The following is a 15,309-nucleotide window of genomic DNA, read 5'->3' as shown; positions in this document are numbered from 1 at the left end:
CGGGTGAGAACGGACCTGCGTCGGCTGTTATGCACGGTCCCTTTTCGTTTCACCCGCACCGCGAGTGCTGATCTATGTCCTTGAACTGGAAGTACCAGGAATCGTTCGCCGACCGGCACATCGGGCCGGATGAGAAGGAACTGCAGGGGATGCTGAAGGCCGTGGGCGTGGGCTCGCTGGAGGAGCTCATCGACCAGACGGTGCCCGCTGCCATCCGCTCGAAGGAGCCGCTGAAGATGGCGGCGCCCCAGTCGGAGCACGACGCGCTCGCGGTGTTGGAGTCCATCGCGGCGAAGAACCAGCTGTTCCGGTCCTTCATCGGGATGGGCTACTACGACACCCAGACCCCGAACGTCATCCTCCGCAACATCCTCCAGAACCCGGGCTGGTACACCCAGTACACGCCCTACCAGGCGGAGATCGCCCAGGGCCGTCTGGAGGCGCTGCTCAACTACCAGACGATGGTGATGGAGCTGACGGGGATGGAAGTGGCCAACGCCTCCCTGCTCGACGAGGGCACCGCCGCCGCCGAGGCCATGGCCCTGGCGCTGCACACCCAGGGCGAGGGCACCGGAGGCGCCTTCTTCGTCTCCGAGACGTGCCACCCGCAGACGCTCGACGTGGTGCGCACCCGCGCCCAGCCGCTGGGTGTTGAAGTCGTGGTGGGCGACCACCGCACGGTGGACCTGAGCGCGAAGAAGTACTTCGGCGGGCTGGTGCAGTACCCGGCCACCGACGGCGTGGTGCACGACTACCGGGCCTTCGGGGAGAAGCTGCACGCGGCCGGGGCGCTCTTCATCGTCGCCACGGATCTGCTGGCGCTCACGATGCTGACGCCTCCGGGTGAGTTCGGCGCGGACGTGGCGGTGGGCAGCGCCCAGCGCTTCGGCGTGCCCATGGGCTACGGCGGTCCGCACGCGGCCTTCTTCGCCACGAAGAACTCCTTCACCCGCGTGATGCCGGGCCGCATCATCGGCGTGTCCACGGACGCCCAGGGCCGTCCCGCCCTGCGCATGGCGCTGCAGACGCGCGAGCAGCACATCCGCCGCGAGAAGGCCACGAGCAACATCTGCACCGCGCAGGTGCTGCTGGCCATCATGGCCGGCATGTACGCCGTGTACCACGGGCCCAAGGGCCTGAAGTCCATCGCCGAGCGCGTGCACGGGCTGACCGTGCTGCTGGCGCGGGGCCTGACGAAGCTGGGCTACGGCGCCAACTACGAGAACGTCTTCGACACGCTGCGTGTCGAGGCCGCGCCGCCGCACATCCGCGCCATCCTGTCGGCCGCCGAGGCCAAGGGGATGAACTTCCGCCGCATCGACGAGCGCGCCGTGGGGCTGAGCCTCGACGAGGCCACCCGCCCGGCCGACGTGGAGGCCATCCTCTCCGTGTTCGCCGGTGGCAAGCCCCTGGGCTTCACCCTGGAGGAGCTGGGCGCGGAGCTGCGCAGCACCCTGCCCGAGGGCCTGCGGCGCACCACGCCGTTCCTCACGCACCCTGTCTTCAACAGCTACCACTCCGAGACGGAGATGCTGCGGTACATCCGCCGCCTCGAGTCGCGTGACTTGTCGCTCACGCACTCGATGATTCCGCTCGGCTCGTGCACGATGAAGCTCAACGCCACCGCGGAGATGATTCCGGTGACGTGGCCGCAGTTCGGCAAGCTGCATCCGTTCGCGCCCAGCTCGCAGGCGGCGGGCTACCGCGTCCTGTTCGAGCAGCTCGAGCAGATGCTGGCCACGGTGACCGGCTTCGCGGGCGTGTCCCTGCAGCCCAACGCGGGCAGCCAGGGCGAGCTGGCGGGCCTGCTCGTCATCCGCGCGTACCAGCAGCACCGGGGCCAGGGGCACCGGGACGTGTGCCTCATTCCGTCGTCGGCGCACGGCACCAACCCGGCCTCGGCGGTGATGGCGGGCTACAAGGTCGTGGTCGTCAAGTGCGACGAGAGCGGCAACATCGACGTGGCCGATCTGCGCGTCCGGGCCGAGGAGCACAAGGACAACCTGGCCTGCCTGATGGTGACCTACCCGTCCACCCACGGCGTGTTCGAGGAGGAGATCAAGGAGATCTGCTCCATCATCCACGAGCGCGGCGGCCAGGTGTACATGGACGGCGCGAACCTCAACGCGCAGGTGGGGCTGACGAAGCCGGCGGAGATTGGCGCGGACGTCTGCCACATCAACCTGCACAAGACGTTCTGCATCCCGCACGGCGGTGGCGGCCCGGGCATGGGTCCCATCTGCGTGGCGAGCCACCTGACGCGCTTCCTGCCGGCGCACCCGGTCATCTCCACGGGCGGCAAGGAGGGCATCGGGGCGATCTCCGCGGCGCCGTGGGGCAGCGCGAGCATCCTGGTCATCTCGTGGATGTACATCGCGATGATGGGGGCGGAGGGCCTGACGAAGGCCACGAAGATGGCGATCCTCAACGCCAACTACATCGCCGAGCGGCTGCAGCCGCACTACCCGGTGCTGTACCGGGGCAAGCGGGGCCGGGTGGCGCACGAGTGCATCGTGGATCTGCGGCACCTGAAGAAGACGGCGGGCATCGAGGTGGAGGACGTGGCCAAGCGGTTGATGGACTACGGCTTCCACGCGCCGACGGTGTCCTTCCCGGTGGCCGGCACGCTGATGATCGAGCCGACGGAGAGCGAGTCGAAGGCGGAGCTGGATCGCCTGTGCGACGCGCTGATCTCCATCCGTGAGGAGATCCGGGAGATCGAGGACGGCAAGGCGCCGAAGGACAACAACGTGCTGAAGAACGCACCGCACACGGCGCGGGTGATCACGGCGCCGGAGTGGAACCGGCCGTACTCGCGAGAGAAGGCGGCGTTCCCGGCGCAGTGGGTGGTGGATCACAAGTTCTGGCCGGCGGTGGGTCGGCTGAACAACGTGCAGGGAGATCGGAAGCTGGTGTGCTCGTGCCCGCCGATCGAGGACTACATGTCGCCGGAGCCGTCCCGGGCGGCGTGACCCGCTACCACCACTGCCCCTCTCCCTCTGGGAGAGGGACGGGGTGAGGGTAGAGGAAGACCCGGGTTCGCTTCCTGAGTGAGACCCGGCAGCAGAGGGCTCGGAGCCGTGTAGCGGTTCCGGGCCCTTCGCATTTCGAATTGTGCGAAGGCGCCAATACGCTCTCTTTCCAAGATTCTGAGAGAAAAGAGGGCGTTCCATGTCCGTCCGTCTGTGATTGTGGCGCACAAACAGAACCAACACAGTGCGGCACTTACATTGGTGTCGGAGAATTCCGAGGACACCGGTCTGCGAGCCATGTTAAGGACAGTCGCGTCCGGAACCTGGTGCTTTGTTGAGCTCCACCCGCGAGTACACTGTCAATGCTGGTTATCGGGTGGCAGTGAACCGGGTCATGTCCGAAAGCGGAGGAGAGGGGAAAGATGAAACTCAAACGCAACAGCCAGAGCCCCGAGTGTCGTCAGCGGGAGCAGAGGCGTGGGCGGCTCTTCGTCGCGCTGATGGCGCTGGCCTCGGGGAGCGCTTGCGGCACGGTGGAGTCACAGGAGCCCGGTAACGGGGCGAAAGGGGTGAGCAACCTCTCGGAGCGCTGTGAGGTTCCGCCGCCGTTCACGGGCCACTTCGAGCCGGAGCTGCAGTGGAAGTGGGAGGGCAGCGAGGTCCTTCCTGCCTTCAAGCAGGTGATGATGCAGCCGGTGGTGGTGGACGTGAACCGGGACGGCACGCCGGACATCGTCTTCAGCACCTTCGACGGTGACTTCTACAACGAGAAGGCCCGGGCGAACGAGAACGCCAACGTGAACGGCGTGCTCCGGGCGGTGAGCGGCAACGGCGGCGCCGAGCTGTGGACGGTGACGAACGCGGAGTACCGGGTGAAGCCGGCGGCCAGCATCGCCGCGGGAGACATCGACGGTGACGGCGCGGTGGAGATCTGCGGCATTCCGGAGAACGGCCGCGGCATCATCTGCTTCGAGAACGACGGTACCTTCAAGTTCCGCTCGGCCCCGGACGCGAACGACTACAACGAGTGGGGCGGCCCCTCGCTGGCGGATCTGGACGGCGACGGCACCGTGGAGATCCTCGACGGCAACCGCGTCTACGACAACACGGGCGCGCTGAAGTGGGTGGGCGCGCGGGGGATGGATGGAGCCCTGTACACGGGCCCGATCTCCTTCGCGGCGGACATCGACCAGGACGGCAAGCAGGAGGTGGTCAACGGCCACACCGTCTACCGGCACGATGGCTCCATCAAGTGCACCAACATGCAGATGGAGGGCGGTGGCTACTCGGCCGTGGCCAACTTCGATGGCGACGCGGCGGGTGAGATCGTCGTGACGGGCCGCGAGAAGGTGACGCTGCTGGACGATGACTGCTCGCTGCTGTGGAGCCGGGACGTCCACTTCACGGATCCCGGCCAGGGCTTCCCCACCAGCCGGGGCCACGGTGGCGCGCCCAACATCGAGGACTTCGATGGCGACGGGCAGCTGGAGATCGGCCTGGCGGGTGACTGGAACTACACCGTCTACGGCGCCAATGGCGCGGTGAAGTGGACGCTGCCCATCCAGGAGTACAGCTCGGGCAAGACGACCTCCACCACCTTCGATCTGGATGGCGATGGCAAGCTCGAGGTCATCTACGCCGACGAGCTCTGGCTGCGCATCCTCGACGGCGTGACGGGCGCGGTGCGGTGGCAGACGCGCCACAGCTCGGGTACCACGTACGAGTACCCCATCGTGGCGGACGTGGATGGGGACAACGCGGCGGAGATCCTCGTGGTGGAGAACAACCACGGGGCCCCGGGCTTCAACGGCCTGCGCGTGTACCACGACACCCAGGAGGGCTGGGCCAACACGCGGCGCATCTGGAACCAGCACGCCTACTCGGTGACGAACGTCAACAACGACGGCACCATCCCCGCTCAGCCGGCGACCAACTGGCTCAACCCGCAGCTGAACACCTTCCGCTCCAACACCGCGGGCTTCTTCGGTGAGGGCCCGAGCCCCTACGCCGCCGCGGACCTGGTGGCCTCCATCGTGTCCTCCGGGTGCGAGAGTGGCACGCTGTCCATCAACGCGCAGGTGCGCAACCAGGGCCAGGCCGCGGTGGCCGCCGGGCTGAAGGTGGCCTTCTACAAGGGCAACCCGGCCTCGGGTGGCACGCTGCTCGCCGTGGGCACCGTCCCCAACGCGCTGGCCGCGGGCGCCAGCGCCGGCGTGTCCGTCTCCTTCACCTCCACCTCCACCGGTACCGCCGAGGTGTTCGTCGTGGCGGACGATGACGGCACGGGCCAGGGCCGCGACATCGAGTGCCGCGAGGACAACAACTCCGCCTCCGCGTCGGTGGACCTGACGTGCAAGGCGACCCCGTCCAACCTGCCGCCGGTGGCCATCTGCCGCGACGTCACGGTGAGCGCGGATGCGACCTGCCGCGGTGGCGCCAGCGTGAACAACGGCAGCTACGACCCGGACAAGGGGCCGGCGCCGCTGTCCATCAACGAGGTGCCCAACGCGTCCTTCGGTCTGGGCAGCCACCCCGTCGTGCTGACGGCCTCCGACGGTGAGGCGAGCGCCCAGTGCACGGGCACCGTCACCGTGGTGGACACCACGAAGCCGGCCATGGAGTGCCCGGCCTCGCAGACCATCGAGACGTGCTCGGCGGCTGGCGCCAAGGCCAACTTCTCGACCACGGCCGTGGACAACTGCGGCCCGGCGCCCGTCACCTGCTCGAAGGCTTCCGGCTCCACCTTCCCGGTGGGTGATACGGCCGTGACCTGCTCCGCCAAGGATGGCTCGGGCAACGCGACGTCGTGCGGCTTCAACGTGAAGGTGGTGGGTGACTCCACCCCGCCTGTGCTCAGCTGCCCCACCTCGCCGGTGGTGGTGAACACGTGCTCCTGCGGCGGCGCCAAGGCCACCTTCGAGGCCAAGGCCACGGACAACTGCGGCCCGGTGGCTGTCACCTGCTCGAAGGCTTCCGGCTCCACCTTCCCCGACGGCGACACGGCCGTGAGCTGCTCGACGAAGGACGCCTTCGGCAACGCGGCCAGCTGCCGCTTCACCGTCCGCGTGCAGCAGGGTGGTGACTCCGTGCCCCCCACGCCGGGCGCGGACAAGGGCTACGAGCTGTGGGCGCCCAACCACAAGTACGAGTACGCCCCCATCAAGCTGTCGCAGTGCGCCGCGCCCGCGAAGGATGCGTGCGGCAACCCGCTGCCCCTGGATCGCTACGGCCGCATCCTGCGCATCACCTCGGACGAGGTCGAGGACGCCAATGGCAACGGTGATGGCCGTACCTGCAACGACATGGTCATCGTGAACAACACGTCCATGCAGCTGCGCGCCGAGCGCGAGGGCACGGGTGACGGCCGCGTCTACACCGTCCACTACGTGGTCAAGAACGACGCGGGCCTCTCCACGGAGAGCACCTGCCGCATCTACGTGCCGCACGACCAGTCCGGCCGCGGCGCGGTGGACAGCGGCGCGAAGTTCTGCGTTGGTACCGGTTGCCCGGGGAACACGGCGGAGCACAGCCCGCTCTGCAAGTGAGCCCCGGTCGGGTGCAGTTCGGGTGAAGTAAGGGGAAGGGCCCGGAACCGATGGGAGGTTCCGGGCCCTTCGCTTTTTCACCAGGGGCAGTCGATGACTTCCACGGTGCGCGTCACGGGCGGCGCGGCGTTGCCCGCGCTGTCCCTCACCTCGTAGCGCACGGTGTACACGCCCTCCGCCCAGCCGTTCACGTACCCCGTCGTCCACACGGTGGGGGCCACGTTCCCGTAACACGCGTCCAGCGACTCCACCCAGGGGTCCACCCAGCCGCTCCCGCACGTGTGCGTCATCCGCGCGTCCCCCTTCAGCCGCAGCGTCGGAGGAGTCCGGTCCTCCACGTGCACCGAGCGGACGGCGCTCACGGTCCATCCCTCCGAGGTCCACGCGATGTACTGCACCGGGTAGGTGCCCTGGGCGCGCCAGTTCGGGCCCGGCCCGTAGGCGTCGTGGCCCGAGTTGTACGTATGCACCTCCAGTGGGCCGCACGCGTCCCACGCTCGAGCGCCTGGATCCATCCAGGGGTCCACTCCGCACTCCAGCGTCATCTCCCGGCCGTCATCGAGCTCCAGCGTGGGTGCTCCCGGGGCCACCGTGCAGACGGGGTTCGTGTCGAGCCCGATGATGAGGGGATCGTGATCGCTCGCGCGGTACGGCGTGGGCGCGTAGCGGTCATCGGTCTTGAACTCGGTGTTGTAGTCCAGCACCGGCGGCTCGTCCGCGTTGATGTGCCAGATCGTGATGCCGCGCACCTGCTCGGACAGGCTCGGTGTGGCCAGGGCGTGGTCCAGCTCACCCGACTGGCCCTCGAAGACGTAGCTATAGCGGCGTGCGGCCGGAATCCGCAGGCTCAGGTGCTCCAGTCCTCCGGCCACGAGCGTGCGCACCGGATCCTCCTCGCCGTAGGCGTTCAGGTCGCCGATGACGAGCACATCCGGATCGTTCGAGCGCCCCTGGAGCTCGGCGATGAACTGGAGGAGCTTGCGCGATTGTTCGACGCGCTTGAGGTTCCAGCAGCCCTGGCCCAGGTCCACGTCCCCACTGGTGGGGCAGGAGCCCTTGGACTTGAAGTGATTGATGATCACGGTGAAGTCCGAACCGTCCTGGCCGCTACCGTCCACCGGACGGAAGGTCTGCGCGACCGGATGGCGGTCGAAGATCGGGTCCGGGAAGCTGAGGGACTCGCCCACCCGGCTGACCGACCGGGGCTTGTAGATGAAGGCGACCTTGATGACGTCGCTCCCGGTGCCGGTGAGGGGATCGGGCACCGCGGCGTATTCGGGAGTGCCGCTCCCCGTGCCGTAGGCGGCGTTGAGCGCATCCACCAGATCCTGGAGGGCGGTCATGCCGTTGTTCTCCACCTCGATGAGGCCGACGATGTCCGCGTCCATGGCCTTCAGCGCCGCGACGATCTTCGCCTTCTGACGCGCGAACTCCACGGCCGTGTTGGCGCCGCGCGAGCCGAGCGTGGTGAAGTAGTTGAGGACGTTGAAGCTGGCGACCTTCAGCCGGCCGGCGAGTGGCTCTGGTGCGGCGGTGCGCGGGTTGGCGTTGACGAAGGCCGGAGAGAGGGTGGGGTAGATGCGGTACTCGCTGGACTCGTAGGCGAGCACGCCGGTCAGGCCTCGCACGGTGTCACCGACGCGGCGGGTGCCGTCCGGGCCAGGCGAGGACAGGAACGGGATGGGGGAGGGGTTCTGCCGTGAGCTGGCGTCATCGAGGAGGATGCGCCGACGGGCGTTCTCCTCGGGAGTGCTGCCCTGGCCATGGGTGGGGTTGAAGAGGCGTCCTCCACTGGACAGGAGGAGCGCACCGTAGCGGCCGAGGTCGAACGTCTCCGTGACGGTGAGCACCTGGGGATAGGTGACGAGCATGCCCTCGTAAGCCTCGAGCTCCGCCACGGAGCCCACCGGCAGCGCCACTGGAGTGGGGGGGATCCCGGCGCCGCTGGAGCAGACGAGGAGCTCCGTGACGAAGTCGAGCTCGGTGAGGGTGTCGCTGCCGGTGCGGAACTCCTTGACGGTGCCGCTCACGCGGACCCGGTCGCCCGTCCTCACGTCGATGGACGACAGAGGGTTGCTCCTGGGGACGTAGACGAAGAGGCCGTCGCTGGTGGAGGGATTGCCGTCCCCCTGGGCCGCCTGGATGAAGAAGCCGCTCCGCAGCTCCGCGGGCTGGAAGTCCCCGATGACGACGCCCTCGGTGGCCACCGTGCGCCCGGAGAGGGGACTGGTGGCGCCGCTGCCCTGGATGGACGGGATGGCGGTGAGGGGGACGCCATCCGGGCAGGCGTCGACAGCTTCCGCCCGCCCGGCCAGTGCGAGTACCAGGGCGGGGATGATCGCGACAAGTCGCCTCATGATTCCTCCTAAGGGAGAGCGGGTTCCGTCAAGATGTGACGGGCTCTCCGGAGGAACAGGTGCGACCTGCCCGAGCGGGCGAAGGTGCTGCCGTACAGCGGAAAGACCTTCGCCGGCTCGTGTTGAGAAGGATCCAACCCTGGTGGTGACCGGCGTCTCAGTTGTCGCCGAACATCAACTGTCGAACCACGGGCACGGGCGGGTAGCCGTAGGACACGACGGCGTCATGGAAACGCTGAAGGGTGAACTCCTTGCCCCAGCGCGCCTTCGCCTCCTCGCGCAGCTCCAGGAGCATCTTCTTGCCCAGCGCGTACACCAGATAGGTGGGATCGCTCGTGCCGCGGCGCGCCTCGCGCTCGGCGTTGGTGCGCGTCATGTAGGCCTGCTCTTCGAAGAAGCGCACCGCCTGCTCGTACGTCATGCCGCGCGTGTGCAGCGACAGGCCCACCTGGTAGCGCGCCAGCCGCTGAAGGTAGAGCGCCAGCTGGTTCAGCTTCAGCTTGTCCGCCTTCAGCCCCGTGCCGCCGTAGCCGGTCTCCAACATCATCTGCTCGGTGTACAGGCCCCAGCCCTCGCTGAAGGAGCCGCTACCCATCAGCCGCCGCACCTTCGAGTCCACCCGGTTCGTCCACAGGAATTGCACGTAGTGGCCCGGGTAGGCCTCGTGGATGGACACGAGCTCCAGCGCCTGGTGGTTGTAGAAGCTCATGTGCTGCTCTATCTGCTCGGCGCTCCAGGTCGGGTCCGGCGGCGTCACGTAGTAGTAGGCCTCGGTGGCGCGCGTCTCGTACGGGCCCGGGGTGCTCATGCTGGCGAAGGAGAGGGCCCGGTTGAAGCTCGGCGTCTCCGCCACCAGGGCCCGCACCTCGCTCGGGATGGTGATGATGCGCTTGTCCACCAGGTACTGGCGGATGCTCTCCAGCATCGCCCGCGTGGTGGGCACCAGCTCCGCCGGAGTGGGGTGCTCCTTGCCGAGCTCCCGGTACACGTCCATGGGCGCCTTCGTGGCGTCGATCCGGCGCGCCACCTCGCGGAACTCGTCCTGCGTGCGCTTGAGCTCCGCGCTCCCCCACGCCAGCAGGCTGTCGATGTCCTCGGTGACACCCTCCTCGTACTCCAGCTTCCGGCGGTAGATGGACTCTCCGATGGCGAAGTCACCGTTGGAGCGCGGCAGCAGGTCCTGCTTCAGGAAGCGCACGTAGTCCTCCAGCGCCGCGAGCACCTTCGCCTGCTCCTGCTTGAAGGCCTCCTGCAGGGCCGCGTCCTTCACCGGCGCGAAGGCCTGGGGCAGCGTCTCCACGAACAGCGAACGCGTCCCGCCCGCCTGCTGCAGCGCGATCTCCGTCCAGATCCTCGGCGGGTTCTTCAGCACCGCCTTGCCCGTGGCGAACACCGCGGGCAGCCGCGCCATGCGCGCCACCGCCGAGCGCATCCGCTGCTCGAGGGGCGCGAAGTCCCGGTTGATGAGCTGGTAGACGGAGCCGGAGGCGAGGCCCAGATAGGTGTTCGGGTTGCGCTCCCAGCCCCGCACCTCCTCAAGCTCCAGGATGCGGGCCTTCAGGTTGGACTGGAAGATGTCGTAGTCGGCCCGGTCCAGCGGAGGCAGCGCCGAGCGATCCACCTGCTGGGGCAGGGCGGCGAGCTCCGTCTTCAGGAAGGCGAGCCAGTCCAGCTGCTCCTGGGGAGTGAAGCCGGCCAGCTGGTCATCGTAGGTGTGCAGTCCCCGGGCCGTGGCGGCCATGGGGAAGCGGCGGAACTGCTCATCGAAGTGCGCGTCGACGATGCGGCGCAGGGCCTGCTGGGCGGGGGAGAGCGCGGGAGCCTCCGCCTGGGCGGCGGGGCGTGTGGTGGCACAGGCGGACAGCAGGACGAGCAGCGCCGCGATGAGCGCGCGGGGGGACGAGACGTGCAATCAACACCTCCGGAAGGTGCTGGAGCCTCGCCCACCCGCGTCGCCTCCACAACCCGCGAATGGCCGGTTGCGGAGGCGCGACTCAGCAGTACGCCACGGTTCTCGTGGTGGTGAAGAGGAGGATGGGACGGAAGAGCTCATCGAGCTCGTCGTGCGCGGCGGCGTTGCGTCGTGCCTGTTCCGCGGCGTTGCGGAGGTCCCTCCTTCCCCAGAGGAGAAAGCGCGCTCCCAGGAACGCGAAGGTGGTGACGAAGACGGCGGTTTCGAATCTCATGAGCCAGGCCCTCCCTTTCGTGGGTTCATAAGGGAAGGGTCCTGGATCTCGCTTTGTGACGGAAGCTGGGGCCGCCGGTGAGCGGGCAGGGGAGCGCGAGGGCTCACCGGGCGGGCTCCACGTGCACCACCACGTCCACCACCTCGGGGAACTCGGCCTGAAGCCGGGTCTCCACGGCGTCGGCCAGCTCGTGGGCCCGCGCGGTGGTGAGCTGCGGATCCACCTCGATCTTCAGGTCCACGTACACCGTCCCCTCCATGCCCCGGCTGCGCACGTCACGGCACGAGCGCACGCCCGGTACCTGGAGGGTCAGGTTCATCACCTTCTGCGGATCCAACCGCGCCGTGTCCGAGAGGATGCCCACCGCCTGCTTGACGATGCCCCACGCCACCCGGGCCACCACCACCAGCACCACCAGCGTGACGATACCGTCCGCCTTCGGATAGCCCAGCCACACCAGCCCGATGGACACCAGCACCGCCAGGCTCACGCCCACGTCGGACAGCGTGTGCCGCGCGTCCGCCAGCAGCAGGGGGCTCTTGAGCTTCTCTCCCTGCTGGCGCTCGATGCTCGTGACGGCCAGGTTGACCAGCAGCGTGCCCCCCATCACCCCGGCCATGAGCGGAGTCACCTGGGGGTGCCGGTCGTGCAGCAGCGAGTCGAAGGCCATGCGCCCCAGCTCCAGCATGGCGATGCCGATCATCGCCCCGATGCCCAGCGAGGCCAGGGCCTCGAACTTGCCGTGGCCGTAGGGGTGATCCTCGTCCGCCGGCCGGGAGGCCACCGACATGGCCACCAGCCCGAGCACGTTGGAGCCTCCGTCGATGAAGGAGTGCACGCCGTCGGCCGTCACGGCGGCGGAGTCGCTCAACAACCCGAAGACGAGCTTGGCCAGCGCCACGGCCCAGTTGGCCACGAGGATGGCGGCGAGAACGTTGCGAATCTTGCGGTTGCGCTCGACGAGCAGGGGGGCGTCCACGCGGCGCACCCTAATGCGTCAGTTGGGCTGTCGGAAGAGGCGCATCCGCGGGCCGCCGCCCATCTCCATGAAGAATCCGAACGAGAAGCGGACCTTGGAGTCGTTCTCCAACAGGCCCGGCGGCGGGTTGGGGAAGGGCTGCGCCCGCTTGAAGGACTCGACGGCCTCCAGGTCCAGGAAGTCCAACCCGCTGCTCTTCTCGATGGTGATGTCCGCCACCTGTCCGCGCTCGTCCAGGGTGACGCTGAGCAGCGTGTAGCGATCCTTCCCGCTGTAGGTCTGGCCCGTGGGATCCCTCCGCACCAGCGCCGCGTTCGGATTCCACTGCGTGCCCACGCTCTGCTTCACCCGGTTGAAGAAGCTGGCGTACTTCCACTCGCGGGTGTTGAGGAAGGTGCCCTCGCCCTCCTCCACGTCCTTGAGGTGATCGTTGGGCGCCCCGCCGATGATCTGATCCATCACGGCCTGCGACGGCATCAGCCTGGCGATGCCCGGAGAGCCCACGCGGCCCTCGGAGCCGTCCTCGCCCTCGCCCGAGCCCACCTGGATGCGCATCCGCTTGGAGTTGCCGACCACCTCGTCGCTCTCGTTGCGGTTGGCCACGTCCATGCCCGGGCCCGGCGCGTTGGGATCCTGCTTGAGGGCGATCTCCTGCTTGCGCTTGGCGTCGGGCAGCTCGAAGGCGGGCTTCTGGCCGCCCTTGTTCATCGGCGTGTCATCCGCGCCCAGGCCGTTGTTGCCCGCCACCTGGCCGCTCTCCTCGCTCACGCCCGAGCCCTCGCGCGCGCTGCGCGCCGTCGTACGCGGCATGGCGTTGCGGTAGTGGGCCGTCTGCTCCTTGGCGCGCGTCTCCTTCTCCACCTTGTTGTTCGTCTCGGCGAGGTGCTTGGCGTCCGGGGCCTCCTGCTGATTTCCCGGAGCCACATCCACCACCTGCCCATCCGGGCGCTTCTCCGGCTCCTTCTTCTTCTCCACCGGCTTGCTGGTCTGGGGAGCGTTGGGGTTCGGAGCCTGCTGCCCCCGGTTCTTCGCCCATTCCTGGGCGCTCAGCGGGCGCATGGCCACGGCGCTCGCGGGCTTGGAGGGCCGGGGAGGAGCCGGCTGAAGGGCGGCGAAGAGGATGAGGACGCCGAAGAGGGCACCCTGGGCCAGCAGGGCGAGCAGGAAGGCAATGAGGTAGCGGACGGGGTCATTCCGTCTCCGCTTGCGCCTGTACCCCTGCTCTGGAACCGAAGGACCTGTCGACACGCGTGCTGATCATAACCCCCGAGCGTGCTCGCTACTCCCGAGTCGTTTTCGAGGTGACATCCCGGATGTGGATTCCCTCTCCCTCTGGGAGAGGGTCAGGGTGAGGGTAATCCTTTTCGGTGCCCTCATGAAGCACCGACGCTCAATAGATGGGCGCGACCTCGGCACCATTGAAGTAGAAACGGAGGATGTCCCTGTAACGCTGGCCGGCCTCGGCGCGGCCGATGGCGCCCGTCTGGCACATGCCCACCCCGTGGCCCCAGCCGCCGCCCCGGAAGCGCCAGCCGGTGAGGTGGCCCCCGGCATCCCGTTCCTCCTCCACCAGGGCCATGGCGCTGTTGAGCATCCCGAAGAGGCGGCGGATGTTCAGCTCTCCACGCACCTGGGTGACCCCGCGCTCGCCCGCCAGGGTGAGGGAACGTGCCCGGCCGGACACTCCCCGCTCTCCCAGACTCAGCGCGTGCACCGGGCCGATGCCGAGGTGCGCGGTGAGCGCGTTCACCTGCTCCACGCTGAAGCGCTTCTCCCAGCGGTACTTGCTCGGCTGCGCGAAGCTGGAGAGCCGGCAGGCGGTGGGCAGCTCCGCGCGCAGGTACTCGGCCAGCGAGCCGGGCGTGGGCAGGCCCTCCGTGGGGCCCAGCACGTCGGGTCTACCGCGCAGGCTCGGGTTGGGCGGGCCTCCCCAGACGACGTCATTGTCCTCCGTGTGGCCGCCACACACCGCGCTGTACACCGAGTCCACCAGCCGCCCGTCCGCCGAGAAGAGCCCCTCGCCGCGCGTGGCCTCCACCGCCGCGCTGGTGCTGGCCGCCTCGCCCGAGCGGCCCTTGTACACCGCGCAGTGCTGCTCGGAGCACAGCAGGAAGGGATCCGCCAGGTGCTTGATGCCGACCTTGGCCAGCACCTCGCCGCGTGCGGTCACCGCCTGCGCCTTGAGCGCCTCCGGGTGCGCCCGGGCGTAGATCTCCGAGGGCACCAGCCCCTTCAGCAACTCCTCCAGCTTCACCAGGTTCACGACGGCCAGCGTCCCGTGGCGATCCACGACGATCTGCAGCGCGCCCCGGAAGCTCCGGTCCTCGAAGCCGTGGTTGTCGTAGCCGACATCGTGCTCCACCTGCCGCACGTCGAAGCCGGCGTCCTCCAGCGTCTCCGCGTACACGGTGTCCTGTGCCAGCCCCATCACGTTGCCGGCCTCGTCGCGCACCTCGAGGATGGCGCGTGAGGGGGTGCGGACCTCCTCGAAGAGGTTGGTGCGCACGCCGAACTGCCGCAGCAGCTCCGCCTGACGCTCGGGAGCCTGCTTCGGGGTGAGCTCCTCGTCCAACAGCAGCAGGTAGCGCCGGTTGTCGATGACCTTCCCGGCGATGCCGTAGAGAGCGCCCAGCACGTGCACGCGCACCGCCAGGCCCCGGGCCTGCCACTGCGCCTGCGCCTCCGACAGTCCCGCCTTGTCCCGGAAGGGCAGCTCCGCGAGCTGGATGCGCGCGGACAGCTCCGCGGGCGTGCCGTCCGTCGCGCGCACCGTCCAGAGCGAGCCCGCGGGGGCCTCCAGCATCCGCTCCGTCTCCCCACCGAAGCGCAACCGCATCCGTCCCTTGGGAGCGAAGCGGACCTCATGGCGGCCCTGCATCAACCCGATGGGCACCTGCGGATCCCCGCCCCGGAAGTCGAGGCGCTTGAGGCTGCCGGGCGTGGGCAGCTCGTCGGGAGATGGCGCGGCCTCGGGAGGCGGAGCCGGACGCTCGCGCGTGGCGGCGGGGCTCGCGACGGAGGGCGCGGGAACGGGGACCTCGGACCGGAGGGGCTCCCTGGCCGCGGGAGGCGCGGGCCGTCGTGGAGCGGCGCAGGTGACGAGGAGGAGCGCGAGGAGCGGTGGACCGGCCTTGAACAAAGCCCCCCGACGGTACCCGTGGATGGAGTCGTCCGCCACCTCCTGGCAGGAGTCCAGGCGGGCAAGGGGCGGGGGTGGCGAATACGGGAGACCCTGACAGGGGTTCCCCCTGCTCATGAGAATCCAAGGAG

At 68.7% G+C, this 15,309-nt stretch carries 8 protein-coding genes; 2 read left to right on the top strand and 6 right to left on the bottom strand.

Annotated elements, in window-relative coordinates:
• The first annotated feature begins 74 nt into the window (after positions 1-74).
• A complete protein-coding gene (gene gcvP, locus NR810_RS26510; RefSeq protein ID WP_257456373.1) occupies positions 75-2,972 on the top strand; it encodes an aminomethyl-transferring glycine dehydrogenase in 2,898 nt (965 codons plus the stop codon).
• Between the two features lie 422 nt (positions 2,973-3,394).
• Entirely contained in the window at positions 3,395-6,517 is a 3,123-nt protein-coding gene (locus NR810_RS26505) for an FG-GAP-like repeat-containing protein (RefSeq protein WP_257456372.1), read from the top strand.
• A 77-nt stretch (positions 6,518-6,594) separates the two neighbouring features.
• On the opposite strand, the gene NR810_RS26500 is transcribed toward NR810_RS26505, so the two are convergent.
• The 6 genes from NR810_RS26500 to NR810_RS26475 all read right to left on the bottom strand — a co-directional run bounded on the left by NR810_RS26500 (position 6,595) and on the right by NR810_RS26475 (position 15,295).
• Positions 6,595-8,874 carry an ExeM/NucH family extracellular endonuclease gene (locus NR810_RS26500; RefSeq protein ID WP_257456371.1) on the bottom strand — a complete coding sequence of 760 codons (2,280 nt, stop codon included), beginning with the start codon at positions 8,872-8,874 and terminating at the stop codon, positions 6,595-6,597.
• Positions 8,875-9,031: 157 nt separating this feature from the next.
• Complete coding sequence (locus NR810_RS26495) at positions 9,032-10,786, bottom strand: DUF885 domain-containing protein (protein ID WP_257456370.1); 1,755 nt, start codon at positions 10,784-10,786, stop codon at positions 9,032-9,034.
• A gap of 82 nt (positions 10,787-10,868) precedes the next feature.
• A complete protein-coding gene (locus tag NR810_RS26490) occupies positions 10,869-11,060 on the bottom strand; it encodes a hypothetical protein (protein ID WP_257456368.1) in 192 nt (63 codons plus the stop codon).
• 103 nt (positions 11,061-11,163) lie between these two features.
• Positions 11,164-12,048, bottom strand: coding sequence for a cation diffusion facilitator family transporter (locus NR810_RS26485; protein WP_257456366.1), 885 nt, complete (start codon positions 12,046-12,048; stop codon positions 11,164-11,166).
• Between the two features lie 9 nt (positions 12,049-12,057).
• Positions 12,058-13,287 carry an energy transducer TonB family protein gene (locus tag NR810_RS26480; protein WP_257456365.1) on the bottom strand — a complete coding sequence of 410 codons (1,230 nt, stop codon included), beginning with the start codon at positions 13,285-13,287 and terminating at the stop codon, positions 12,058-12,060.
• A gap of 142 nt (positions 13,288-13,429) precedes the next feature.
• Positions 13,430-15,295, bottom strand: a complete 1,866-nt coding sequence (locus NR810_RS26475; RefSeq protein WP_257456364.1) for a SpoIID/LytB domain-containing protein — start codon at positions 15,293-15,295, stop codon at positions 13,430-13,432.
• Positions 15,296-15,309 lie beyond the last annotated feature (14 nt).

It is taken from the genome of Archangium lipolyticum (assembly GCF_024623785.1).
Classification (GTDB): domain Bacteria; phylum Myxococcota; class Myxococcia; order Myxococcales; family Myxococcaceae; genus Archangium; species Archangium lipolyticum.
This window is presented reverse-complemented; position numbering and strand designations above follow the sequence as displayed.